A 22,418-nucleotide genomic window follows, 5' to 3' on the forward strand; every position below is an offset into this window, starting at 1 on the left:
ATACCGGCATGTTCTCCTATCTGATCCGACGGGTTCTGATGCTCGTGCCGGTGTTCTTTGCCGTGTCGCTGGTGATCTTTCTGATCCTGCATTTCATTCCGGGCGATCCGATCGACAATCTGCTGAAGGTCGGGTCGTCGCCCCAGGCGCGGACCGAGATGGAGGCGCGCTATGGGCTGGATCAGCCGCTGCCGGTGCAATACGGGCTGTGGCTGGGCCGGGTGCTGACCGGCGATCTGGGCACGGCCATCGTGGCGCGTCGCCCGGTGGCCGATCTGATCGCGCAGGCGCTGCCCCATTCGCTGCGGCTGGGCGGGCTGGCGCTGCTGTTTTCCTCGGTCGTGGGGGTGGGGCTGGGGGTGGTTGCCGCGCTGAACCGCGACCGCTGGCCCGACCGGGCGATCATGGGCGGGGTGCTGCTGGGATCGACGATGCCCGGGTTCTGGCTGGGGCTGATCCTGATGCTGGTGTTTTCGGTCTGGCTGGGGTGGTTTCCGGTGTCGGGCGCGCGCAGTTGGCAGGCGCTGGTGCTGCCGGTGCTGACCATCGGGCTGGGTGGCACGGCGCTGGTGGCGCGGATCACCCGCGTGGCGATGATCGAGGCGGCGGGGCGCGATTTCGTGCTGTTGCTGCACGCCAAGGGCCTGTCGCCGCTGCGCATCCAGTTGCGCCATGTGCTGCGTCATGCGCTGATCCCGGTGGTCACCATCCTTGCGCTGCGCATCGGCTGGATTCTGGGCGGGGCGGTCACGGTCGAGGTGGTGTTTGCCCGGCCCGGCCTTGGCACGCTGCTGATCAAATCGCTGAGCCAGCATGACTATCCGGTGGTGCAGGCCTGCCTGCTGATGCTGGCCATGGCGGTGATGCTGGGCACGCTGCTGGGCGATATTCTGCAAGCGGCGATGGACCCGCGCGTCCGGGCGGCGCTGGGATGAGCGGACGCGCCTTGCCCGCCCCGCTGCGCGCCTTTCGCCGCCCCCTTGGGGCGGTGGCGGGCGGCTGGCTGGCGGCGGTGATCCTGGCCGCGCTGTTCGCCCCGCTGCTGACCCCCTATGACTATGACATTCAGGCGCTGAAAGAGGCGTATCAACCGGCCTCGGCCCGCCACTGGCTGGGCACTGACGAGTTCGGGCGCGATCTGCTGACCCGGTTGATCTATGGCGCGCGCACCTCGCTTTCGGTAAGCGGCATCGCCATTGCGCTGTCGGTGGCCTGCGGCATGACGCTGGGGGCGGCGGCGGCATGGTTCGGCGGCTGGTTCGACCGGGCGGTGACGGTGGTGGTGGACCTCACATGGTCCTTCCCCGAGATTCTGATCGCGCTGATCCTTGTGGCGATCATCGGCCCCGGCACCACCGGCACCATGGTGGCGATCAGCGTGGCCTATCTTGCGCAGTTCACCCGGCTGACCCGGGCGCAGATCCTGACCCTGAAATCAGAGACGTTCATCGAGGCGGCGCGCAGTCTGGGCGCGGGCAATGCCCATATCCTGTTCCGCCACCTGCTGCCCAATGCGCTGGCGCCGGTGCTGGTGTCGGCCATGCTCGCCACCGGCGATGCGATCATTCTGGAGGCGACGCTGGGCTTCTTTGGCCTTGGCGCACAGCCGCCGGTGCCAAGCTGGGGCGGCATGATGTCGGCAGGGTCGGCGCTGGTGTTCAAGGCGCCGTGGATCATCATCTTCCCCGGCCTTGCCGTGGCGGTGACCGTGGTGGCGATCAACCTGTTCGGCGATGCGCTGATCGCCGAGCTGGACATCCGGGCCCGGATGCGGAGGCAGGTATGAGCGCGCTGCTGGAATTGTCGGAGGTCAGCGTGTCCATCGGCCGCGCCGCGCTGCTGGAGCGGATCAGCCTGCGGCTGGAGCCGGGCCACATTCTTGGGCTGGTGGGGGAAAGCGGTTCGGGAAAATCGCTGACGGCGATGGCGGCGATGGGGTTGCTGCCGCTGATCGGCGGGCGGGTGACGGGGGGCACGGTGCGGTTTGACGGGCAGGATATTGCCGCGATGACCGACGGCCAGCGCCGTGCGCTGCGGGGGCGCCGCATCGGCTTTGTCACCCAGAACCCGATGACCGCGCTGGACCCGGTGCAGCGCATCGGCGCGCAGATCGACGTGGTGTCGCGGCTGCATCTGGGCCTGTCGCGGCAGGCGGCGCGGGCCCGCACGCTGGATCTGCTGACGCAGTTGCGCATCCCCGAGGCGGCGGCGGTGGCCGAAGCCTGGCCGCATCAGCTTTCGGGCGGGATGAAGCAGCGCATCGTCATTGCCATGGCGCTGGCGGGTGACCCGGATCTGATCGTGGCCGATGAACCCACGACCGCGCTGGATGTCACGGTGCAGGCGCAGATCATCCAGATCCTTGGCGCACTGGTGCGCGAGCGGGGGCTGGCGCTGCTGCTGATCACCCATGACATGGGCGTGGTGGCGCAGATCTGCGACCGGGTGGCGGTGCTTTACGCCGGGCGGCTGGCCGAGGAGAACGCGGTGGACCCGATCTTTGCCGCCCCGGCGCATCCCTATACGCGCGCGCTGATCGGCTGCATCCCGCAAGAGGGCATGGCGCGCGGCAGTCTGCACGGCATCCCCGGCGCGGTGCCCGGCGCGCTGCAGTTTCCGCCCGGCTGCCGCTTTCATCCGCGCTGCCCGCAGGCCAGTGCGCTGTGCCGCGCCACCGTGCCGCCGCTGACCCCGCATGGGGCAGGCATCGCCGCCTGCCATCATCTTTCGGTGGAGGCCCGATGACCCCGCCCCCCCTGATCCGCATCGAAGCCCTGACCCGGCGGTTTGAAACCGGCGGCGGTTTCCTGAAACGCCCGCGCACCATGATGGCGGTACAGGATGTGTCGCTGTCCATCGCGCGGGGCGAGGTGGTGGGGGTGGTCGGCGAAAGCGGCTGCGGCAAATCCACCCTCGCCCGGCTGGTGCTGCGCCTGCTGGAGCCGACCTCGGGCCGGGTGCTGCTGGGCGACAGCGAGTTGACCGCGCTGCCGCCCGCCGCCCTGCGCGCGGCGCGCAAACGCATGGCGATGGTGTTTCAGGATCCGTATTCCTCGCTCGATCCGCGCTACAGTCTGGCCGAAGTGCTGGCCGAGCCCTTTGTGGTGCAGCGCCGCGCGCTGCCCTCCGGTGCGGTGGCGGCGATGCTGGCGGCGGTGGGTCTGCCCGAAACGCTGGCCACCAGCCACCCGCATCAGCTTTCAGGCGGGCAACGTCAGCGCGTCGGCATCGCCCGCGCTTTGGCGCTGGAGCCGGAGTTTCTGGTGCTGGACGAGCCGACCGCCTCGCTCGATGTGTCGATTCAGGCGCAGATCATCGACCTGCTGGCCGATCTGCGCGACCGGCTGGGGCTGACCTACCTGTTCATCAGCCATGACCTTGGGCTGGTGCGCTATTTCTGCGACCGGATCGTGGTGATGTATCTGGGCGCGGTGGTCGAGGTGCTGCCGCATGCCGATGCCGCGCCGCGCCACCCCTACACGCGGGCGCTGATCGACAGCGGCTTTGCGCCGGACCCGGCCCGCCGCCGCACCATCGCGCCGTTGACCGGCGAGATTCCCAGCCCCTTCGCCCTGCCGCCCGGCTGTGCCTTTGCCGGGCGCTGCCCCCGGGCCACAGACCGCTGCCGCACGGATCGCCCTGCGCTGGGGGGCGATGCCGCCCATCCGGTCGCCTGTTTCCACCCGCATTGAAAGCCTTGCCATGCCCTTTCACGTTCTGACCGGCGCCTTTGTCCATGAAAGCAACACCTTCAAGGCGGGCGAAACCAGCCTTCAGGATTTCCGCAATGACGTGCTGGATGTCGGGCAGGTGGCGGTGGACCGTTTCGGTGATGTGAACGAGGAACTGGCGGGCTTTCTGGATGCCGGGCGCGCGGCGGGCTGGCGCATCACCCATACCGTTTCAGCCCATGCCACGCCCGGGGCCCGCGTGGCGCGTGCGGCGTTCGACCATATCGCGGGGCTGATCTGCGACGGTGCCCGCGCGCAGCGCGATACGCTGGACGGTATCCTGCTCAGCCTGCACGGCTCGATGGTGCCCGACTTCTGCGAGGATGGCGAGGGGGAGCTGCTGACCCGGCTGCGCGCCATTGTCGGCCCCGATCTGCCCATCGCCGTGACGCTGGACCTGCACGCCATGGCCACGCCTGCCATGGTCGAACAGGCGCAGATCTTCGTCAGCTACAAGACCTATCCGCATGTGGACATGCGCGAGACCGGGCGCCATGCGGGGCGGCTGCTGGATGCGGCGATGCGCGGCGCCTGCCGCCCGGCCACGCTGCGCGCCCATCGCCCGATGCTGGACGAGGCGAATGCCGGTCGGACCGATGTGCCCGAAACCGCCGCCCTTTACGCCCGTGCCCGCGCCCATGAGGCCGAGCCGGGCATCCTTGCCGTTTCCGTCAACGCGGGTTTTGCCGAGGCCGATATTCTTGAGGCCGGGCCGACGGTGCTGGTGACCCATGACGCGTCCGTGCCCGGCGCCGCCCTGCGCGCGCGGGGGATTGCCGAAAGCCTGGCCGATACGATCTGGGATCAGCGCGACAGCGTGTCGAACGATTTCCTTACCCCGGCCGCCGCCGCCGCGCAGGCCCGCGATCACGATGCCACCTCGGGCCCGCTGGTCATCGCCGATTATGCCGACAATCCGGGCGCCGGGGCCTATGGCGATGCGACTGCGTTGCTGGCCGCGCTGCTGGCGGCGGGGGCCACCGGCGGGGCCTTCGCACCGATGATCGACGCCGGGGCGGCGGCGATCCTGCACCGCCACGCGCCGGGCGATGTGGTGACGCTGGCGCTGGGCGGCAAATGCGATCCGGCCTTTGGCGGTGGCCCGCTGACCCTGACGGGCGAGATCCTGCATCTGTCGGATGGCACCTATACCGGCGACGGGCCGATTCTGGGCGGGATCACCCATAGTTTCGGTCCGACTGCGGTGTTGCGGGTGCAGGGCATCGACATTCTGGTCGTGACCCTGCCGGGCCAGATGCTGGACCTGCAACAGGTGCGCGCCTTCGGGATCGAGCCTGCGGCGCTGCGCTTTCTGGTGGTGAAATCCATGCAGCATTTCCGCGCCGCCTTTGAGCCGGTCGCCGGTCGGGTGATCGTGTGCGACAGCGGCGCGCTGGCCACGCCGCAGGCGCATCTGCGCCCCTATCGGCGCATCCGCAGGCCGGTCTGGCCGCTGGACCGCGACGGTTTTGCCCCGTCGCGTCAGGGATGAGGCGGGCGCTGATCGGACGCTGATCTGGGGCTGACGGCGGGGTGGCGCAGGCGGGCGTTTTGCCGTATGCGGCGGATCATCCTGCCTTCACGACACCGCTTGCCCCTATCGGAACCCCGCAGATGTTCATCGCCACGCTTCTCACCTCGCCCGAACGCCCCGCGCTGGAGCGCACCACCGTCGAATCGCTGCGCAACGCATGGGGCGGCGGCGATGCGGTCTGGCTGGAGCCCGGCGTGGCGGCGGAATTTGCGCTGCCCGCGCTGCCGGAAAACCGCTGGGATGTGTGGGAGAGCCTGCAGGGGCTGGGCGTCGATCTGGTGGTGCAACCCGCCGAGGGCCGCCGCAAGACGCTGCTGCTGGCCGATATGGACAGCACGATGATCCAGCAGGAATGTATCGACGAACTGGCCGACGAGGCGGGCGTGGGCGCCTATGTCGCGGGCATCACCGCCCGCGCGATGAATGGCGAGCTGGATTTCGAGGCGGCGCTGCGCGAGCGTGTGGGCCTGCTGAAGGGCCTGCCGGAAGACACCATCGAGCGCGTCTACCGCGACCGCATCACCTTCATGCCCGGTGGCAAGGCCCTTGTGGCCACGATGAAGGCGCAGGGCGGCTATGCCGCGCTGGTCTCGGGCGGGTTCACCGCCTTCACCGGCCGGGTGGCCGCCGCGCTGGGCTTTGACGAAAACCGCGCCAACACGCTGCACGCCACGGATGGCAAGCTGACCGGCACGGTGGCCGAGCCGATTCTGGGCAAGGCCGCCAAGCTGCAGGCGCTGGAAGAGATTTCCGCCCGCCTTGGCATCGACGTGGCGCAGGCCATGGCGGTGGGCGATGGCGCCAATGATCTGGCGATGCTCAACCGCGCCGGGGCGGGGGTGGCGCTGCACGCCAAACCCTCGGTCGCGGCGCAATGCGACATCCGCATCAACCACGGCGATCTCACCGCGCTGCTGTTCATTCAGGGCTATCGCCGCGAGGAGTTCGCCGCCTGATCAGTCTGGCCAACAACTGATCGTCTGAAAATTGCCGCGGGCGTTCTGGATGGTGATGTCATATCCGGTCTGCCCGCCGCCCGCGTCTTTCAGCACGGTGCTGACCACGGTATTGCCATCCGCCGTGATGCCGCCCAGCGGCCCACCCCAGTTGATCGTGCCGCCCTCTGTCAGCTCGAACGGATAGTCGCCCTCGTAATTGCCGTCGAAGGCGGGGCCGCGATAGGTGGTGCCGCTGATCTCCATATTGCCAAGGTGGAACTGGGACAGGCCGCAGTAATAATTGCCGTCGGCCAGCGCCCCGGCCGCTGCGGGGCCTGCCAGCGCACAGGCGGCCAGCGCCGTGCAAAAGATTCTGATCCGGGTCATTGTGCGTCCTCCCTGATGCCCCCTGAGGGCAGGCTATACCCGCGCGGGGCGTGCGACAATCATGTGGTGCGGGGCTTTACATCCTTGCGCCGAAGGGGAAGAACGCCGCGAAAAGGGGCGTTCATGCTTGAAGTGACAGCCGATCTTGCCGCGATGCTGGTCGCCGCCGCCTTCGCGGCAGGGGTCGTGGACAGTATCGCCGGGGGCGGCGGGCTGATCACGCTGCCCGCGCTGCTGCTGGCCGGGGCCAGCCCGGTGCAGGCGCTGTCGACCAACAAGGTGCAGGGCAGCTTTGGCGCGGCCACGGCGGCGATCTCTTACGCGCGGGCCGGGCATGTGCAGGTGCGCCACCAGCTGGGGGCTGCGGCGCTGGCGCTGTGTGTCGGCGGCCTTGGGGCACTGGGCGTCAGCCTGATCCCGACACAGGGGCTGCGCTATGCCTTGCCAGTGATCCTGATCGGCATCGCGCTGTTCTTCGCGCTGAAACCGGGATTGACCGATGACGACCGGCTGGCCCGCATCACCCCGACCGCCTTCACCGCCTTTGTCGTGCCGCTGATCGGCTTTTATGACGGGCTGATCGGGCCGGGGGCGGGAGCCTTCTACATGATCGGCTTCGTGCTGCTGGCCGGGCATGGCGTGCTGCGCGCCACCGCGCATACGAAATTTCTCAACTTCGCGTCCAACCTTGGCGGGCTGTGCATCTTTGCCGCGCAGGGCGCGCCGTGGTGGGGGATGGGGCTGGCGATGGGGGCGGCGCAGATCGCGGGCGCGCGGATCGGGTCGCGGCTGGCGATGCGCATCGGGGCCAAGGTCATCAAGCCACTGCTGGTGATCAGTGCCAGCGCGCTGGCCCTGCGGCTGGTCTGGCAGATGCTCTGACATCTGCGTCACGTATTCTTTATGCCGGGCATGTGCAGGCCCACTGGCCCGCAGCCGCCACCGCCGCTAGGATAAACCCGAAACCAGCAAGGAGCGGCGCCGCAATGGCGACAGAGGGGCAAGGTCAGGGCAGCGCGCGCGGGCGGCGGATGCGCGGGTTCGAAGCGGCCTCGGGGCTGCTGAAAGACCGTATCCGCACTGCGGGCGAAAGCCGGGGCTTTGCCGTCACCCGCCTGCTGACCCACTGGCCCGAGGTGGTGGGCGAAGATCTGGCCCGCACCACCCGCCCGGTGAAGGTGGGCTATTCCAAGGGAGCTTTCGGCGCCACGCTGACCGTGCTGGTGCGCGCGACCGATGCGCCGATGGTGCAGATGCAACTGCCGAAAATCCGCGACAGGGTGAATGCCTGCTATGGCTACGCCGCCATTTCGCGGGTTCTGTTGACGCAGACCGCGCCGATGGGCTTTGCCGAAGGGCAGGCGCAATTCACCGCCGCCCCGCCGGTGGCGCCGCCCACGCCCCCCGCCGAAATCGTGGCCGAAGCGCGCGAAACCGCAGGTGGGGTGCAGGACGAGGGCCTGCGCGCCGCGCTGGAGGCGCTGGCCCAGAACATATTGATCCGCCGCAGAACATGAGAGGCCACCAATGAACGACCTGACCCGGCGCCGCCTGATGGGCCTCGCCCTGTCCACCGCCCTCGTCTCCGCCATGGGCCTGCCCGCCTTCGCCGAGGGCGAAGACGCCGCCCTGCCCGAGGTGCCCGAACTGGTGCTGGGGTCGCCCGATGCCAAGGTGGAGCTGAAGGAATACGCCTCTTACACCTGCCCGCATTGCGCGAATTTCCACAGCGAGGTCTTCAAGCAGTTGAAGGCCGACTATATCGACACCGGCAAGGTGCGCTTCGTGTTCCGCGAGGTCTATTTTGATCGCTATGGTCTGTGGGCCGCGATCCTTGCGCGCTGCGGCGGCGAGATGCGTTACTTTGGCCTCAACGGCATCCTGTTCGACAAGCAGAAGGACTGGGCCGCCTCGGATGATCCGGCGGTGGTGATCGCCAATCTGAAAACCATCGGCAAGGCGGCAGGCCTGGCCGATGCGCAGATGGAAGCCTGTTTCGCCGACCAGAAATTCGCCGAGGCGCTGGTGGCGAATTTCCAGAAAACCATGGAAGCCGACGGCGTGGATTCCACGCCCACGCTGTTCATCAACGGCACCAAACATTCCAACATGTCCTACAGCGATCTGAAGGCCCTGCTGGACGCCGAACTGGCGAAATAATTGCGCGGCAGCGCAGCAACGAAGGCGCCGGCACCTTGTCCGGCGCCTTTCCCTTTGCCGCGCCATCGGCTAGCGTTGCTGCAGTTGCAGAACGGAGTCTGATCAATGGCGCAGCGTCTTCACCTCGTCTTCGGCGGTGAACTGGTGAACCCCAGCAAGAACGTGTTCAAGGACACGTCGAAAATCCACATCGTCGGCATGTTCCCCGATTATGCGACCGCCTTCAGCGCCTGGAAGGCCGAGGCGCAGCGCACGGTGGATGATGCGCATATGCGCTACTTCATCGCCCATATCCACCGCCTGCGCGACGAGAAAGAGGCCGGTTCGCCGACCGAGGAACTGGGCGCCTGATCGCCGCCCGCACCGCAAATGGTGGCCATCGGCCTGAAACTCTACACCCTTACCGCCCGGTCTGCGGGCGCTGAGGCGCTGCCGCGCCCGCCCCGCCCGGCGGGGCGGCTGATCTGGCTGCATGTGCCCGAAGGGCTGCCGGGCCGGGGCATGGCGGAACTGGCCCGCCGCATCCGCGATGAAGACGGCCATCCCGTGCTGATGACCGCCGCCGAAGGTGCGTCTTTGCCCGACGGGGTGATCCACCAACCCGCCCCGCCCGATTCCCCTGCCGCCCTGCGCGCCTTTCTGGATCACTGGCGCCCCGACGCGCTGGTGATGTCGGGCGGCGAGATCCGCCCGGCGCTGATCCACGAGGCCGGGCTGCGCAAGCTGCCGCTGATGCTGGTGGAGGCCGAGGCACCGCATCTGCCGCCCGGGCGCGAGGGCTGGTATCCCGGCCTGATGCGCCGCGCCCTTGCAGCCTTGGGCGAGGTGTCGGCGGTGAACGAGGCCGCCGCCCGCGCCCTGCGCAAGGCCGGGGCCACCGTCCGCGTCAGTGGCCGGATGGAGGAACCCAGCGCCGCGCTGCCCTATAACGAGGCCGAACGCGAGGCGCTGGCCCGGCAGCTTGCCACCCGCCCGGTCTGGCTGGCCGCCCATCTGCCCGAAGCCGAAGAGGCCGCCGTGATCGAGGCGCATCGCGCCTGCCTGCGGCTGGCCCATCGCCTGCTGCTGATCGTCGTGCCGCAAGACCCGGCCCGCGCCACCGCCTTGGCCGAAACCGTCGAACGCGACGAAGGCTGGATCACCGCCCGCCGCGTGCTGGAGGAAGAGCCCGAGGCGGATGTCGAAATGTTCATCGCCGATGCCGCCGAAATGGGCCTGTGGTATCGTCTGGCGCCGATCACCTTTCTGGGCGGCTCGCTGGCCGGGCATGGCTGCATCGCCGACCCGATGGAGGCGGCGGCGCTCGGCTCGTCGCTGATCCATGGGCCCCGGCCCGGCGGGCATGGTGCGACCTTCGGGCGGTTGGGCGCGGCGCGGGCCACCCGCTCGGTCGCCAGCGCCGCCGATCTGGCCGAGGCGGTGGCCGAACTTCTGTCGCCCGACCGCGCGGCCCGGCTGGCGCAAGCGGCCTGGGGCGTCGCCTCGGACGGGGTGGAGGCGACGGAACGCGCGCTGGCCGCGATCCGCCGGATGCTGGGGGAAGAGTGATGCAGCAACCGCGCTTCTGGTATGCGCCGCGCCCGACCCTTGCCGCCCGGCTGTTGCAGCCGCTGGGGGCGCTTTATGCCGCAGGCACCGCGCGGCGGCTGGCGCGGCCCGGCTACAAGGCCAGCGTGCCGGTGGTCTGCATCGGCAATCTGACCATTGGCGGCACCGGCAAGACGCCGACCGCGCTGGCGCTGCTGGAACGCTTTGCCGGGTTCCATGTGGTCACCCGCGGCTATGGCGGGCGGCTGGCCGGGCCGGTGCAGGTGCAGCCCCGCCATCTGGCCGAAGAGGTGGGGGATGAACCCCTGTTGCTGGCGCCCTTCGCGCCGGTCTGGGTGGCGAAGGATCGCGCCGCAGGCGTGCGCGCGGCCGAGGCGGCGGGCGCCCGCGCCATCCTGCTGGATGACGGGTTCCAGAATCCCGAAGTGGTCAAGGATCTGTCGATTGTCGTCGTCGATGCCGAACGCGGCTTTGGCAACGGGCTGTGCCTGCCCGCAGGCCCGCTGCGCGAGCCGGTGGCCGAGGGGCTGAAGCGCGCCGATCTGCTGCTGTCGATCGGGTCCGACGCGGCGCAGGCGGCGTTCGCCCCGCCGCTGCCCGCCCGCGTTACCCATCTGCGCGGGCGGCTGGAGGTCTTGCCGATGGGCATGGGCTGGGCCGGCGAACGGGTGTTTGCCTTTGCCGGCATCGGCCACCCGGAAAAATTCTTCGCCACCCTGCGCGCCGAAGGCGCCGAAGTGGTGCGGGCCGAGGCGTTGGCCGATCATCAACCCCTGTCGCCCGCCCTGCTGACCCGGATGGAAACCGAAGCCATGGCGCTGGGCGCGCAACTGGTGACCACCGAGAAAGACGCCGTGCGCCTGCCCGCCGCATTTCGCCCCCGCGTGCTGACCCTGCCGGTGCGGCTGCGGCTGGATGGCTGGGCGGTGCTGGACGCCCGGCTGCGCGCGCTGGGGATCTGAGCGGGGCAGGGGGCTTTGCCCTCGCCGCCTGCGGCGTCTCCCCCAGAGTATTTTTGCCAGGATGAAAGGGTAAAGGGCATTTGCCTTGCCAAGCCTTGCCCGCTGGCCCGGTTCCGGCATAGGTGTGGCGCAAGGCAGAAGGGGATCGGGCGATGGGCAGTGACGAAAGCAAGGTGAAGCGGCCGCAGCAGGTGTTCACGCTGGTGGTCGAGGTGGGCCGCAAGGAGGGCGACGGCCTGCCCCCCAAGGCGACTGGCGCCGCGCTGATGATCTATGCCAGCGGCGTGGACGAGGCGGAAGCCGTGCGCGAAACCGTGGCGATCCTGAAACAGGCCGATCTGGCGCCGCTGGATGTCTCGGGCTACGGCACGCTGGACGAACGGCTTGCGGCGGGCGACGAGATCGAGGACGCGGAGCGCGAATTGATGCAGCGCGCGCTGGACGAAAACTCGGTCATCGTGGCGCAGATGACGCCGTTCTACGACTGAGACCCGGGTTAAGGCGGGGCTCAGGCCGCGCGTGGCCCGCCGGGGTGGCGCATCTGGGCCACCAGCGGCGCGGCCTCGTAAGCGTCCAGTATCCGGCAGGGCGGCGGTTCGGCCTGCCCGCCATGCTGCGCCGACAGCAGCGCGATGCCGTCGCTGGCAATCACCCCCGGCGCCCCCAGATCCAGCGAAACAGTCAGCGTCACCGCGCGCCGCCGTTCCACCAGCGCGGTGCGGTGGTCAATCAGGTGGCGGGCGCGGACCAGCACCTGATCTTCGCCGAACAGATATTCCACCGCCGTGCCACGGATCTGCAGGCATTGATCGGCACTGACCAGCAGGTCGCCGCGATTGCCGAAGAACGGCGCACGCAGCAGCACTGGCGCATAGCCGCCCCGGCTGGGCAGCGCGATCTGGCGGCAGCCGCGCAGGGGCCGCACCCGCCCGTCGCCGCACAGCACCATGTCGCCGGGGCGCAGGTTTCCCGCCGGGCGCAGGCCGGTCGGGGTGGCGATGGGGGTGCGCAGCCCGATCCACGGCGCATGGGGCGGCGGGGCCGCCGCGCGGGTGGCGCCGAACCACAGCAGCGCCGGGTGGCGATGCGTCGCCGCCCCGGCACACAGCGCCTGCAGATCGGTCAGCGGCAGCGGCAGCGGGTCGCGGCCCGTAGCACTCAGCCGCAGATCCAGATCGGGGCGCTCATAGCTCAGGCTCCAGCGTTGGGCGGGCACGTCCCAGCGGAACAGCACCCGCGCCACCCCGGGGGCCTGCGGCAGCGCGCCGGGCAGCATGTGCCGCACCACCGCCGCCCCCTGCCGATGGCGCAGCGCGAGGCCGGTTGCCGCATCGTGGAACAGCGACAGCCCGCCCCCCGCCCCGCTGCCCGCCAGATCCAGCAGCACCGTCGGCGCCTCCAGCGGGCAGGCCATCTCGAAGATCAGCGTGCCCCGCTCCAGCACGCCACTTTCGGGCAAGGCGCCCATCAGCCCGGCCCGGTCCGACAGCGCAATCCAGCCCGACGGCGCAGCCGAAGCCGCCGCACCCGTCAAGGGGCGGTGCTGGCCGTTCCCTGCCATGCCGCGCATCGTCACTGTCTGGTCCTGCCTTACTGCCCGCGCCTGCGACCCCTGCCGCTGCGCCCCGTTTCTTGTTTTGTTGGTCAAAACTAAGCGCAAACGCGGGGGCTGTCATGTGGTAATTGGTCCTGCCTCCATGGCCCCACCTGCCGCGCCGGGTGTTGCGGCGCCCGCCCGCCCGCCTTATGCCTGTGCCATTGCCAAGGAGACCCGTGATGCCCCCCGCCGTTCCGCCCCCCGTCGATCCTGTTGCCTTGACCGCCGACCTGATCCGCTGCGCCTCTGTCACCCCGGCCGAGGGCGGCGCGCTGCAGCTGCTGGAAGGCCTGCTGACAGAGGCGGGCTTCACCTGCACCCGCGTTGATCGCGACGGCATCGCCAATCTTTATGCCCGCTGGGGGGCAAAGGGCGCCAATCGCAGTTTCGGCTTCAACGGCCATACCGATGTCGTCCCGGTGGGCGATGCAGGCGCCTGGACGCATGATCCGTTCGGGGGCGAGATCGTGGATGGCGTTCTGTGGGGCCGCGGCGCCACCGACATGAAATCCGGCGTTGCAGCCTTTGCCGCCGCCGCGGTGGATTTCGTGCGTGACACGCCGCCCGACGGCGCGGTGATCCTGGCCATCACCGGCGACGAAGAGGGCGATGCCGAACATGGCACCGTCGCCTTGCTGGACTGGATGGCGGCACAGGGCGAACGCATGACCCATTGCCTTGTCGGCGAGCCGACCTGCCCCAATGTGATGGGCGAGATGATGAAGATCGGGCGGCGTGGCAGCATGACCTGCTGGTTCACCGCCACCGGCGTGCAGGGCCATTCCGCCTATCCGCACCGGGCGAAGAACCCGATGTCGGCACTGGTCAAACTGCTCGCCCGGCTGGAGGAAAACCCGCTGGACGAGGGCACCGACCATTTCGATGCCTCCACCCTCGCCATCACCACCATCGACTGCGGCAACCCCGCCACCAACGTCATCCCGGCCAAGGGCCGCGCCACGGTGAACATCCGCTTCAACGATGCCCATTCCGGCGCCTCGCTGACCGATTGGCTGCACCACCATGCCCAGGCGGTACAGGCCGAAACCGGCGTGCAGATCGACCTGCGCCTCCAGATTTCGGGCGAAAGCTTCCTCACCCCGCCGGGCACGTTTTCCGACCTGATCGCCCGCGCCGTCACCGCCGAAACCGGCGTCACGCCCGCCTATTCCACCTCGGGCGGTACCTCGGATGCGCGCTTTGTCAAGAACCACTGCCCGGTGGTGGAATTCGGTCTGGTCGGCAAGACCATGCACCAGGTCGATGAACGGATCGAGGTGGCGCAGATCCAGCAGCTCAAGGCGATCTATACCCGCATCCTGACCGAGTATTTCGCATGACCCCCACCATCGCCGCCACTGACGACATCGCCGCCTGCATCGCCCTGCGCCGCGCCGTGTTCATCGAGGAACAGGGGATCGCCGAGGCCGACGAGATGGATGATCTCGACGGCGAGGCCATCCATCTGCTGGCCATGCTGGACGGGCAGCCGGTCGGCACCGCGCGCCTGCTGCACCGGGGCGAGACCGGCAAGATCGGCCGCGTCTGCGTGCTGGCCCGCGCCCGGGGCCTTGGCCTTGGCGCCGAACTGATCCGCGCCGGCATCGCCCATTTCGCCGAAACCCCCGGCGTCACGCAGGTGAAGCTGGGCGCGCAGACCCATGCGATCCCGTTCTATGCCAAGCTTGGCTTCACCCCCACCGGCCCGATCTATGATGACGCGGGCATCCCGCATCAGGATATGGTGCTGCCGCTCTGATCCTTCTTCTTTGTAAAAATACCCGGGGTGAATTGGCCGCAGGCCAAGAGGGGCAAAGCCCCTTCACCCTCTCCACCCGCCCCAGCCACCGGACCCCGCGATGACCTCCACCCCCGGCCTCAAATTCCTTGCCGCGCAGGGCGTGGCGGTCACCCTGCACCCCTATGACTACGACCCGAACGCCGAGGCGGTGGGCCTTGCCGCCGCCGCCGCCCTCGGGCTTGACCCAAGCCTGACCCTGAAAACCCTGATGGTCGAGGTGGATGGCAAAGCCGCCTGCTGCGTCATCCCCTCCGACCGGCAATTGTCGATGAAAAAGGTCGCGGCGGCCTTTGGCGGCAAGGCGGCGGCGATGATGCCGCCCGCCAAGGCCGAACGGCTGACCGGCTACCATGTTGGCGGCATCTCGCCCTTCGGCCCAAAGAAGGCCAGCCCCACGGTGATCGAGGCCACGGCCTGCACCGCCCCGAAGGTCTGGATCAACGCCGGGGCGCGCGGCCTGCTGCTGGGCATCGCCCCGACAGAGGCGCTGCGCGTGCTGGGCGCCAAACCGGCGCCCCTGCTCGCCTGAGGCTCAGCGCGCGCCTTCCGCCGCCCATTCGGGCAGCGGGAACAGCCGGTCATAGGCCCAGTTGAACGCAAGCGCATAGACCATGTAAAACCCCGAAAACCCCAGATCCAGCAACACGGCCTGCCACAGGCTGACCCCCAGCCACCACGCAATGAACGGGCCCAGCAGCGCCAGCAGGCCCAGCTCGAACATCACCGCATGGGCCACCCGCAGCCCCGCCCCCTTGCGCGTCGTGCCGCGCCAGCGTTGCATGGCCAGATCGAAACCCCAGTTGAACACATAGGTCCAGATCAGCGCCAAGACCGCGCTGCCCGCGGTGACGGCACCGATATGCGCAATCCCCTCACCCATGGCCCAGGCGGCCAAAGGGGTGATCAGAACCAGCCCGAAGATTTCAAAGGCCAAGGCGTGACGAAGACGGTCGCGGAAGCTGCGCATGATATGCCCCTTTCGGCAAAGCGGGCCGTCCCGCGCAATCTACCGGATCAGAGGCCGTCCTCTGCCGCGCAAAATACTGCCCCCGCCCCCGAAATCAAGCCCCGCCCTGCTTCACCACCCGCTCGCGGGCCGAGATATACAGCGCACAGCCGATCAGCACCGACACCCCGAAAAACGTCCAGCCATCGGGAAAATCGCCAAAGAACCACCAGCCCAGAATCACCGCCATCACCATCTCGGTATAGGCCAGCGGCGCCAGCAGGCTCGCCTCCGCCCGGTCATAGGCCATGACGATCAGCCCATGCCCCAGCGTCGAGGTGACCCCCAGCGCCAGAAACAGCAGCCATTGCTCCGGCGTCGGCGCCTGCCACACCAGCCAGACCACCGCGCTCACCATCACCGTGCCCAGCAGACTGGTGCGGAAGGTCGTCACCATCGCATCGTCGCGCCCGGCAATCCGCCGCGTCAGCAGGAAATACAGCGCCAGACAGCAGCCCGCCGCCAGCGCCAGCCCCATGCCAGGATTGAACGCCTGAAAGCCGGGCCGGATGATGATCAGCGTGCCGACAAACCCCACCGCCACCGCCGCCCAGCGGCGCGGCCCCACCCGCTCGCCCAGAATCACCGGCGACAGCGCGGTGATGACCAGCGGGTTGACGAAGAACACCGCCAGCGCATCGGCGATCGGCAGAAACTTCAGCGCGAAGAAGAAACAGAAGGTCGCGGCGATCAGCAGCGCCGCGCGCAGGCTGTGCACGCCCAGCCGTTCCGGCAGCAGCCCGCGCGGCCCCGCGACGCGCAGCGCCAGCGGAATGGTCATCAGCGTCCCCATCGCCATGCGCGCCCAGACGATCTGCAACACCGGCACGCCCTGTTGCCCCAGCGTCTTGGCCACCACGTCCAGAAACGGCAGCACCGCCATCGCGCCCACCATCATCGCCACCCCGGCCAGCGTGCTGCGCCCCGTCTCCATCGCCATGCTCCGCACGCTCCCTTAACCCGGCCTCCCGTCCCGATCCCGCCCGACAGGGGGTGTACCGGGGGTGCACGGTTGCAGCACCCTCAGTGCCCCGGTTTTCCCACGCAATTCCCGCCTGTTAACGACCGATTCGGGGAAATTGCGGTAAATTCGCTTCCCCCCCTTCCCGGAACCTGAAACAATGATCGCAAGACCAACAAGAGGACAGCCATGCCCGACCCCCGCGCCCCCCGCCTGTGCGTTCTGATCGACGCCGACAACGTGCCCTCCGGCTATGCCGAACCGATCTTTGAGGAAATCGCCAGTCTGGGCGAGGCGTCGGTGCGCCGCATCTATGGCGACTGGTCGGCGCAACGTCTTGGCGGATGGGCAAAAAAGGTGGCGGCGTTGGGCCTGGTGGCCGATCAGCAGTTTTCCAACACCAAGGGCAAGAACGCCTCCGACATCGGCCTAGTGATCGCCGCGATGGATTTCCTGCATTCCGGCCTGTTCGATGCTTTCGTGCTGGTCAGCTCCGACAGCGATTTCACCCGTCTGGCCGCGCGCATCCGCGAACAGGGGCTGGATGTCTACGGCATCGGCGAGAAAAAGACGCCCGAGGCCTTCCGCATGGCCTGCAAGCGCTTCATTTACGTCGAGAATCTCAGCACCGAAGAGGCCCCGGAAGACACGCCGCAACCCGAGGCCCGCCCCGGCCCCACCGGCCAGACACCCGAGCCGAAACCGCAAGGCCGCCCCACCAAAGAGCCGCCGCAAAAGGCCATCCCGCTGATCATCGCCGCTATGCGCGCGATTGATCCCGAGGGCGAATGGTATTCTCTGGGTCAGGTCGGCCAGTATATCACGCAGGCCAACCCGGATTTCGACACCCGCACCTATGGCGCCGCCAAACTGTCGGATCTGGTCCGCAAGATCAGCCGGTTCGAGGTGCAGCCCGGCCCCGGCGGCCAGCTTCTGGCGCGCGACGTGGCCTGAAGGCGGGCGCCTTAACCACGCCATAATCCTGCACATACACTCTCGCACTGGTTGCGTGAGTGTATGTATGACCCTGCCTTTTCAAGACCTTGCGGCCTCCGTCGCGCCAAAGACCCGCCTTGCGCTCTGCATCGACGGTGAAAACCTCAGTGCCGCTCTGGCCGGGCAGATCATCACCCGCGCGCTGGGGTTCGGCCAACCCGCCATCCGCCGCGTTTACGGCAATGCAGCCCAATTGCCGCAATGGGATGCGGCGCCGGGCTTCCGGTTGGTCCATTCCGGCAAGGGCAAGAACGCCACCGACCTGCTGCTGACGGTCGAGGCCATGGCGCTGATCCATGACGGGCTGGCCGATGCGCTGGTCATCGCCTCCTCCGACCGGGATTTCAGCCATCTGGCCACCCATCTGCGCGAACGCGGCACCCCGGTGATCGGGATGGGAGAAGCCAAGACCAGCGCCGATTTCCGTAAGGCCTGCACGAAATTCATCGAGCTTGGTCAGGCGGTTGTGCCTGTCTTGCCTGCCCCGGAACCCAAAGCGAAGCCCAAGCCGATTGATGCCTTTCTGCGTGAGCTGTTCAACGAAGGCCCCAAAACCGGCCTGCCGATCAGCGCAGTAAATCAAGCGGTGCAGAAATGGGGTAACTTCAAGCTTTCGACCGCTGGCTACAGTTCATGGAAGCAATTCTTCGCGGCCCGGGCTGAGGAATACGAGGTGATACCCGCCGCAAATGGCCCGCTGATCCGCTGGCGAAACCGCTGATTAACCCTTCACCGCATATCCTGCCAGAAACAGCCCCACGGCGCCGCGGATCACCCGTTCAGCTTCGGGCACCGTGCAGCGGCGCGACAGGCCAAAGACGGCGCGTTCGTGCAGGGTTGTCTTGCACAGCGCCGCGAACTGGTCGGCGGCAAGGTCCAGATCGGGGATCGCCAGCTCGCCCCGGGCCACGGCCTGCGCCAGATACTCGACCAGCCGCGCCCGCACCAGTTGCGGGCCGGAAAGGTAGAATTCCTGCCCCAGTTCGGGGAAACGCTCACTTTCGGCCACACAGATGCGAAACATCGCCTGTGCGAAATCCGACATCAGAAAGCCGAGGATGCGCCGGGCGGCGGCGGTCAGCACCACTTCGGGTGGCGCGTTGCGGTCGATCAACTGCACCGCCTCATCGGCTTGCCGGGCACATTCAGCCTTGGCAACTTCCTTGAATAACAAACGCTTGTCCGGGAAATAGCTGTAAAGCGTCGCCTTGCTGACCCCGGCCTCGCGCGCGATGTCATCGACCGAGGCACCCTCGAACCCGTTTTGCAGAAACACCTTGCGGGCGCCTTCCAGCACCTGATCGAACTTCCGGCCCCGGCGGATCTGTGGCTCTGCGCGTATCATCGGCCCAGCTTACGGGCACCCCCGCCGCCCGGCAAGCCTTGCGGGGACCGAGGCAATTTGTCCTCTTGCTGCCCCGCAGCAACATGGTAATTTAGAACCATTCCAAATTCGGTGCCCCATGTTCTCCGCCCTGTCCTCCCGCCGCCGCTTTTCCGACCTGTCGGAGCAAGAGGTTCTCGCCCTCGCCATTTCCTCGGAAGAGGATGACGCGCAGATCTATCGCAGCTATGCCCACCGCCTGCGCGCCGATTACCCGGCCACGGCAGCGGTCTTCGACGGTATGGCGAGCGAGGAAGACGGCCACCGCCAGCAACTGATCGCGCTGCACCGCGCACGGTTCGGCGAGGTGATCCCGCTGATCCGGCGCGAACATGTCGCAGGCTTCTATGCCCGCCGCCCGGTCTGGCTGATGGAAAACCTCAGCCTCGAATCCATCCGCGCCGAGGCTGCGGCGATGGAGGCGGGGGCCGAGGCGTTTTACCTGCGCGCCGCGCAGGCCACCGGCGACGCGGCCACGCGCAAGCTGCTGGGCGATCTGGCGGCGGCCGAGGCGGGGCATCAGAAATCGGCGGAAAGCCTTGAAAAAGCCAATCTTTCCAGCGAAGGGCGTAGCGAGGAAGACATGCAGGCCCATCGTCAGTTCATTCTGACATGGGTGCAGCCGGGTCTGGCCGGGCTGATGGATGGCTCTGTCTCCACCCTCGCGCCGATCTTCGCCACCGCCTTTGCCACCCAGGATACCTGGACCACCTTCCTTGTCGGTGCTGCGGCTTCGGTCGGCGCCGGCATCTCGATGGGCTTCACCGAGGCGGCGCATGATGACGGCGTGCTGTCCGGGCGTGGCAGCCCGTGGAAGCGCGGGCTGGCCTCGGGCGTGATGACCATGATCGGCGGGCTGGGCCACGCGCTGCCCTATCTGATCCCCGAATTCTGGACGGCGACCACCATCGCCATGATCGTGGTGTTTGTCGAGCTTTGGGCCATCGCCTGGATCCAGAACCGCTATATGGAGACGCCGTTCCTGCGCGCCGCCCTACAGGTGGTGCTGGGTGGGGCGCTGGTCTTTGCGGCGGGCGCGCTGATCGGCGGCGGCTGAAACCCGCGTGACGGCGCGGCGGGGTCGTGCTACGCAAAGGCATGGACCAGCTACCCTCGAAAGACCAGATCCGGCAATGGATCACCGATAACCCCACCCTCGCTTCCAAGCGCGACATCGCCAAGGCCTTCGGCATCAAGGGCGGCACCGCGCGGATCGAGTTGAAACGCCTGCTCAAAGAGCTGGAGGACGAGGGCGCGCTGGCCCGGCGCAAGCGCAGCTACCGCGATGCCGCCAGCCTGCCGCCGGTCAGCATCCTGCAGGTTCTGGCGCCCGACGCGGCGGGCGATCTGTTCGCCAAACCGTTGGAATGGCTGGCCGACGAGGCGCCGCCCCGCATCCATGTCGTCACCCGCAGCGGGGATCCGGCGCTGGGGCAGGGCGACAAGATCCTCGCCCGGCTGGCAGCGGTGGAGGGTGAGGACCACGTCTACGAGGCACGGCTGATCCGCAAGCTCGGCTCCAACGCCGTGCGCTTGCTGGGGATTTTTCGCGCCAGCCACGAAGGCGGGCGGATTGTCCCCATCGACAAGGGCGCCGACAAGGAATGGCGCGTACCCCGCGATGCCACCCTCGGCGCCGAAGATGGCGAGCTGGTGGAGGCGGAACAAAGCGGCCCGAAACGGCTGGGCCTGCCCACGGCCCGCATCGTGGCGCGGCTGGGCGACCCGGCAGGGCCGCGCGCGGTCAGCCTGATCGCCATTCACCAGCACGGCATCCCCGACCAGTTTCCCGATACGGTGATCGCCGAGGCCGACGCCGCCCTGCCCGCCCCCTTGGGCGACCGCGAAGACCTGCGCGCGCTGCCGCTTGTCACCATCGACCCGATCGACGCGCGCGACCGCGACGATGCGGTGCATGCCCATCCCGACGAAGACCCGTCCAACCCCGGTGGCTATATCCTGTGGGTCGCCATTGCCGACGTGGCGCATTATGTCACCCCCGGTTCCGCGCTGGACCGCGAGGCGCGGCGGCGCGGCAATTCCACCTATTTCCCCGACCGGGTGGTGCCGATGCTGCCCGACGTGCTGTCGGGCGATCTGTGCTCGCTACACGAGCATGTGGACAGGCCCTGCATGGCCGTGCGCATGAAGGTCAGCGCGCAGGGCGCCAAGCTGAGCCACCGCTTCACCCGCGGCATGATGCGCAGCCAGGGGTCCTTGCATTACGGGCAGGTGCAGGCCGCCATCGACGGCGCCGCCGATGCCAAAACCGCCCCGCTGCTCGACGAGGTGCTCAAGCCGCTTTACGCCTGCTACGAGGCGCTGAAGCGGGGCCGCGCGATCCGCCAGCCGCTGGACCTCGATCTGCCCGAACGCAAGATCGAGCTGAGCGATGCGGGCAAGGTGCTGTCGGTTGACTTCCGCGAAAGGTTTGACGCGCATAAATTGATCGAGGAATGCATGATCCTCGCCAATGTCGCCGCCGCCGAAGAATTGATCCGCCTGAAGCGTCCGTTGCTGTTCCGCGTGCACGAAGAACCCAGCCCTGAAAAGCTGGATGCGCTGCGCGAGGTGGCCGAGGCATCGGGCTTTACGCTCGCCAAGGGGCAGGTGCTGAAAACCGCGCATCTCAACCGCCTTCTGGCGCAGGCGCAGGGCACCGAGTTTGACGAGCTGCTGAACATCTCGACCCTGCGGTCCATGACGCAGGCCTATTACAACCCGCAGAATTTCGGCCATTTCGGGCTGGCGCTGCTGAACTACGCGCATTTCACCTCGCCGATCCGCCGCTATTCCGACCTGATCGTGCATCGCGCGCTGATCCTCGGCCATGGCTGGGGCAAGGATGGGCTGAGCGCGCAAGACATTGATACGCTGGAAGAAACCGCCAAGCTGATCTCGGATGCCGAACGCCGGTCGATGGCCGCCGAACGCGATACGGTGGATCGCTATCTGGCCGCCTATCTGTCGGATCGCGTGGGGCACACCTTCACCGGCCGCGTGTCGGGCGTGCAGCGCTTCGGCCTGTTCGTCAAACTGGATGAAACCGGCGCCGACGGGCTGATCCCGATCCGCGAAGTGGGGCGCGAGTTCTTCCATTTCGACGCCGACAGCCAGACCCTGCGCGGCGCCGATACCGGCCTGACCATCGGCCTTGGCGCGCGGGTCACCGTGCGTCTGGCCGAGGCGGTGCCGGTGACCGGCGGACTGATGCTGCAACTGCTGGAAATCGAGGGCGGGGCGCTGCCGGGGCCGAAGGGACGGCCCGGTCGCTACAGCCCGCGCAAGCCCGGCAAGGCGGCGGCACAAGATGCGAAACGCAAGGTGATCCGCAAGCGGCGCTGATCCGCTTGGGGGCAGGCAGCGCCTTCCCCCAAGCCGCGCTTCGGGCTAGACTGGCTGCCAGAGCAGAC

General features: G+C 68.1%; 25 protein-coding genes. 20 read left to right on the top strand and 5 right to left on the bottom strand.

Annotated elements, in window-relative coordinates:
* Positions 1-8: 8 nt before the first annotated feature.
* The 6 genes from BMX43_RS14085 (at position 9) to serB (ending at position 6,221) form a co-directional block, all read left to right on the top strand.
* Positions 9-935, top strand: coding sequence for an ABC transporter permease (locus BMX43_RS14085; protein ID WP_091302454.1), 927 nt, complete (start codon positions 9-11; stop codon positions 933-935).
* Positions 932-1,786, top strand: a complete 855-nt coding sequence (locus tag BMX43_RS14090; protein WP_091302456.1) for an ABC transporter permease — start codon at positions 932-934, stop codon at positions 1,784-1,786. The genes BMX43_RS14085 and BMX43_RS14090 overlap by 4 nt, the downstream gene beginning before the upstream one ends.
* Positions 1,783-2,745, top strand: coding sequence for an ABC transporter ATP-binding protein (locus BMX43_RS14095; protein ID WP_091302458.1), 963 nt, complete (start codon positions 1,783-1,785; stop codon positions 2,743-2,745). Before BMX43_RS14090 ends, BMX43_RS14095 begins: the two co-directional genes overlap by 4 nt.
* Positions 2,742-3,692, top strand: coding sequence for an ABC transporter ATP-binding protein (locus tag BMX43_RS14100; RefSeq protein WP_091302460.1), 951 nt, complete (start codon positions 2,742-2,744; stop codon positions 3,690-3,692). The genes BMX43_RS14095 and BMX43_RS14100 overlap by 4 nt, the downstream gene beginning before the upstream one ends.
* Before the next feature lie 10 nt (positions 3,693-3,702).
* Entirely contained in the window at positions 3,703-5,223 is a 1,521-nt protein-coding gene (locus BMX43_RS14105; RefSeq protein WP_091302462.1) for a M81 family metallopeptidase, read from the top strand.
* A gap of 122 nt (positions 5,224-5,345) precedes the next feature.
* Positions 5,346-6,221, top strand: a complete 876-nt coding sequence (gene serB / locus BMX43_RS14110) for a phosphoserine phosphatase SerB (protein WP_091302463.1) — start codon at positions 5,346-5,348, stop codon at positions 6,219-6,221.
* On the opposite strand, the gene BMX43_RS14115 is transcribed toward serB, so the two are convergent.
* Entirely contained in the window at positions 6,222-6,590 is a 369-nt protein-coding gene (locus tag BMX43_RS14115) for a hypothetical protein (RefSeq protein ID WP_091302465.1), read from the bottom strand.
* A 123-nt stretch (positions 6,591-6,713) separates the two neighbouring features.
* Here BMX43_RS14115 and BMX43_RS14120 point away from each other — a divergent pair, with 123 nt between their 5' ends.
* From BMX43_RS14120 to BMX43_RS14150, 7 genes are all read left to right on the top strand, one after another.
* On the top strand, positions 6,714-7,472 hold the full coding sequence (locus tag BMX43_RS14120) for a TSUP family transporter (RefSeq protein ID WP_091302467.1): 759 nt from the start codon (positions 6,714-6,716) through the stop codon (positions 7,470-7,472).
* Between the two features lie 104 nt (positions 7,473-7,576).
* Complete coding sequence (locus tag BMX43_RS14125; protein ID WP_245749478.1) at positions 7,577-8,107, top strand: DUF721 domain-containing protein; 531 nt, start codon at positions 7,577-7,579, stop codon at positions 8,105-8,107.
* 10 nt (positions 8,108-8,117) lie between these two features.
* Positions 8,118-8,750, top strand: a complete 633-nt coding sequence (locus BMX43_RS14130; RefSeq protein WP_091302469.1) for a DsbA family protein — start codon at positions 8,118-8,120, stop codon at positions 8,748-8,750.
* A gap of 105 nt (positions 8,751-8,855) precedes the next feature.
* Positions 8,856-9,101 (top strand): DUF4170 domain-containing protein, encoded by a 246-nt coding sequence (locus tag BMX43_RS14135; protein ID WP_091302471.1) that lies wholly within the window; start codon positions 8,856-8,858, stop codon positions 9,099-9,101.
* Positions 9,102-9,119: 18 nt separating this feature from the next.
* Positions 9,120-10,298 (top strand): 3-deoxy-D-manno-octulosonic acid transferase, encoded by a 1,179-nt coding sequence (locus BMX43_RS14140; protein WP_091302473.1) that lies wholly within the window; start codon positions 9,120-9,122, stop codon positions 10,296-10,298.
* Positions 10,298-11,260, top strand: a complete 963-nt coding sequence (lpxK, locus tag BMX43_RS14145) for a tetraacyldisaccharide 4'-kinase (protein ID WP_091302475.1) — start codon at positions 10,298-10,300, stop codon at positions 11,258-11,260. Before BMX43_RS14140 ends, lpxK begins: the two co-directional genes overlap by 1 nt.
* Before the next feature lie 152 nt (positions 11,261-11,412).
* Positions 11,413-11,748: a hypothetical protein gene (locus BMX43_RS14150; protein WP_091302563.1), complete on the top strand. Its 336-nt coding sequence runs from the start codon at positions 11,413-11,415 to the stop codon at positions 11,746-11,748.
* A gap of 20 nt (positions 11,749-11,768) precedes the next feature.
* Here BMX43_RS14150 and BMX43_RS20400 read toward each other — a convergent pair whose 3' ends face one another.
* Positions 11,769-12,830 carry a Hint domain-containing protein gene (locus tag BMX43_RS20400; RefSeq protein WP_091302478.1) on the bottom strand — a complete coding sequence of 354 codons (1,062 nt, stop codon included), beginning with the start codon at positions 12,828-12,830 and terminating at the stop codon, positions 11,769-11,771.
* Positions 12,831-13,036: 206 nt separating this feature from the next.
* On the opposite strand from BMX43_RS20400, the gene dapE reads away from it, so the two are divergent.
* The 3 genes from dapE (at position 13,037) to BMX43_RS14170 (ending at position 15,187) form a co-directional block, all read left to right on the top strand.
* Complete coding sequence (dapE, locus tag BMX43_RS14160; protein ID WP_091302480.1) at positions 13,037-14,197, top strand: succinyl-diaminopimelate desuccinylase; 1,161 nt, start codon at positions 13,037-13,039, stop codon at positions 14,195-14,197.
* Entirely contained in the window at positions 14,194-14,616 is a 423-nt protein-coding gene (locus BMX43_RS14165) for a GNAT family N-acetyltransferase (protein WP_091302482.1), read from the top strand. The genes dapE and BMX43_RS14165 overlap by 4 nt, the downstream gene beginning before the upstream one ends.
* Before the next feature lie 100 nt (positions 14,617-14,716).
* Positions 14,717-15,187 (top strand): YbaK/EbsC family protein, encoded by a 471-nt coding sequence (locus BMX43_RS14170; RefSeq protein ID WP_091302484.1) that lies wholly within the window; start codon positions 14,717-14,719, stop codon positions 15,185-15,187.
* Positions 15,188-15,190: 3 nt separating this feature from the next.
* On the opposite strand, the gene BMX43_RS14175 is transcribed toward BMX43_RS14170, so the two are convergent.
* Together BMX43_RS14175 and BMX43_RS14180 are read right to left on the bottom strand one after the other, a co-directional pair.
* On the bottom strand, positions 15,191-15,625 hold the full coding sequence (locus tag BMX43_RS14175; protein ID WP_091302486.1) for a PACE efflux transporter: 435 nt from the start codon (positions 15,623-15,625) through the stop codon (positions 15,191-15,193).
* 94 nt (positions 15,626-15,719) lie between these two features.
* Positions 15,720-16,604, bottom strand: a complete 885-nt coding sequence (locus BMX43_RS14180) for a DMT family transporter (RefSeq protein WP_091302488.1) — start codon at positions 16,602-16,604, stop codon at positions 15,720-15,722.
* Positions 16,605-16,814: 210 nt separating this feature from the next.
* On the opposite strand from BMX43_RS14180, the gene BMX43_RS14185 reads away from it, so the two are divergent.
* Together BMX43_RS14185 and BMX43_RS14190 are read left to right on the top strand one after the other, a co-directional pair.
* Positions 16,815-17,579 (top strand): NYN domain-containing protein, encoded by a 765-nt coding sequence (locus BMX43_RS14185; RefSeq protein ID WP_091302490.1) that lies wholly within the window; start codon positions 16,815-16,817, stop codon positions 17,577-17,579.
* A 67-nt stretch (positions 17,580-17,646) separates the two neighbouring features.
* A complete protein-coding gene (locus tag BMX43_RS14190; RefSeq protein WP_175482122.1) occupies positions 17,647-18,342 on the top strand; it encodes an NYN domain-containing protein in 696 nt (231 codons plus the stop codon).
* Here BMX43_RS14190 and BMX43_RS14195 read toward each other — a convergent pair whose 3' ends face one another.
* Entirely contained in the window at positions 18,343-18,966 is a 624-nt protein-coding gene (locus tag BMX43_RS14195; protein ID WP_091302494.1) for a TetR/AcrR family transcriptional regulator, read from the bottom strand.
* A gap of 118 nt (positions 18,967-19,084) precedes the next feature.
* On the opposite strand from BMX43_RS14195, the gene mbfA reads away from it, so the two are divergent.
* Both mbfA and rnr read left to right on the top strand, forming a co-directional pair.
* Positions 19,085-20,062: an iron exporter MbfA gene (mbfA, locus tag BMX43_RS14200; protein WP_091302496.1), complete on the top strand. Its 978-nt coding sequence runs from the start codon at positions 19,085-19,087 to the stop codon at positions 20,060-20,062.
* A 41-nt stretch (positions 20,063-20,103) separates the two neighbouring features.
* Positions 20,104-22,350 (top strand): ribonuclease R, encoded by a 2,247-nt coding sequence (gene rnr, locus BMX43_RS14205; protein ID WP_091302498.1) that lies wholly within the window; start codon positions 20,104-20,106, stop codon positions 22,348-22,350.
* Positions 22,351-22,418 lie beyond the last annotated feature (68 nt).

This window comes from Gemmobacter aquatilis (genome assembly GCF_900110025.1).
Lineage (GTDB): Bacteria > Pseudomonadota > Alphaproteobacteria > Rhodobacterales > Rhodobacteraceae > Gemmobacter > Gemmobacter aquatilis.

Excerpts from the sequence above, each read along its gene's own strand:
- BMX43_RS14175 (WP_091302486.1), bottom strand. The coding sequence starts at position 15,625 with ATGCGCAGCTTCCGCGACCGTCTTCGTCACGCCTTGGCCTTTGAAATC.
- BMX43_RS14115 (WP_091302465.1), bottom strand. The coding sequence starts at position 6,590 with ATGACCCGGATCAGAATCTTTTGCACGGCGCTGGCCGCCTGTGCGCTG.
- BMX43_RS14095 (WP_091302458.1), top strand. The coding sequence starts at position 1,783 with ATGAGCGCGCTGCTGGAATTGTCGGAGGTCAGCGTGTCCATCGGCCGC.
- BMX43_RS14105 (WP_091302462.1), top strand. The coding sequence starts at position 3,703 with ATGCCCTTTCACGTTCTGACCGGCGCCTTTGTCCATGAAAGCAACACC.
- lpxK (WP_091302475.1), top strand. The coding sequence starts at position 10,298 with ATGCAGCAACCGCGCTTCTGGTATGCGCCGCGCCCGACCCTTGCCGCC.
- BMX43_RS14100 (WP_091302460.1), top strand. The coding sequence starts at position 2,742 with ATGACCCCGCCCCCCCTGATCCGCATCGAAGCCCTGACCCGGCGGTTT.
- BMX43_RS14135 (WP_091302471.1), top strand. The coding sequence starts at position 8,856 with ATGGCGCAGCGTCTTCACCTCGTCTTCGGCGGTGAACTGGTGAACCCC.
- mbfA (WP_091302496.1), top strand. The coding sequence starts at position 19,085 with ATGTTCTCCGCCCTGTCCTCCCGCCGCCGCTTTTCCGACCTGTCGGAG.
- BMX43_RS14195 (WP_091302494.1), bottom strand. The coding sequence starts at position 18,966 with ATGATACGCGCAGAGCCACAGATCCGCCGGGGCCGGAAGTTCGATCAG.
- rnr (WP_091302498.1), top strand. The coding sequence starts at position 20,104 with ATGGACCAGCTACCCTCGAAAGACCAGATCCGGCAATGGATCACCGAT.
- BMX43_RS14180 (WP_091302488.1), bottom strand. The coding sequence starts at position 16,604 with ATGGCGATGGAGACGGGGCGCAGCACGCTGGCCGGGGTGGCGATGATG.
- BMX43_RS20400 (WP_091302478.1), bottom strand. The coding sequence starts at position 12,830 with ATGCGCGGCATGGCAGGGAACGGCCAGCACCGCCCCTTGACGGGTGCG.
- BMX43_RS14165 (WP_091302482.1), top strand. The coding sequence starts at position 14,194 with ATGACCCCCACCATCGCCGCCACTGACGACATCGCCGCCTGCATCGCC.
- BMX43_RS14085 (WP_091302454.1), top strand. The coding sequence starts at position 9 with ATGTTCTCCTATCTGATCCGACGGGTTCTGATGCTCGTGCCGGTGTTC.
- BMX43_RS14190 (WP_175482122.1), top strand. The coding sequence starts at position 17,647 with ATGACCCTGCCTTTTCAAGACCTTGCGGCCTCCGTCGCGCCAAAGACC.
- BMX43_RS14120 (WP_091302467.1), top strand. The coding sequence starts at position 6,714 with ATGCTTGAAGTGACAGCCGATCTTGCCGCGATGCTGGTCGCCGCCGCC.
- BMX43_RS14150 (WP_091302563.1), top strand. The coding sequence starts at position 11,413 with ATGGGCAGTGACGAAAGCAAGGTGAAGCGGCCGCAGCAGGTGTTCACG.
- BMX43_RS14185 (WP_091302490.1), top strand. The coding sequence starts at position 16,815 with ATGCCCGACCCCCGCGCCCCCCGCCTGTGCGTTCTGATCGACGCCGAC.
- BMX43_RS14090 (WP_091302456.1), top strand. The coding sequence starts at position 932 with ATGAGCGGACGCGCCTTGCCCGCCCCGCTGCGCGCCTTTCGCCGCCCC.
- BMX43_RS14140 (WP_091302473.1), top strand. The coding sequence starts at position 9,120 with ATGGTGGCCATCGGCCTGAAACTCTACACCCTTACCGCCCGGTCTGCG.
- serB (WP_091302463.1), top strand. The coding sequence starts at position 5,346 with ATGTTCATCGCCACGCTTCTCACCTCGCCCGAACGCCCCGCGCTGGAG.
- BMX43_RS14130 (WP_091302469.1), top strand. The coding sequence starts at position 8,118 with ATGAACGACCTGACCCGGCGCCGCCTGATGGGCCTCGCCCTGTCCACC.
- BMX43_RS14125 (WP_245749478.1), top strand. The coding sequence starts at position 7,577 with ATGGCGACAGAGGGGCAAGGTCAGGGCAGCGCGCGCGGGCGGCGGATG.
- dapE (WP_091302480.1), top strand. The coding sequence starts at position 13,037 with ATGCCCCCCGCCGTTCCGCCCCCCGTCGATCCTGTTGCCTTGACCGCC.
- BMX43_RS14170 (WP_091302484.1), top strand. The coding sequence starts at position 14,717 with ATGACCTCCACCCCCGGCCTCAAATTCCTTGCCGCGCAGGGCGTGGCG.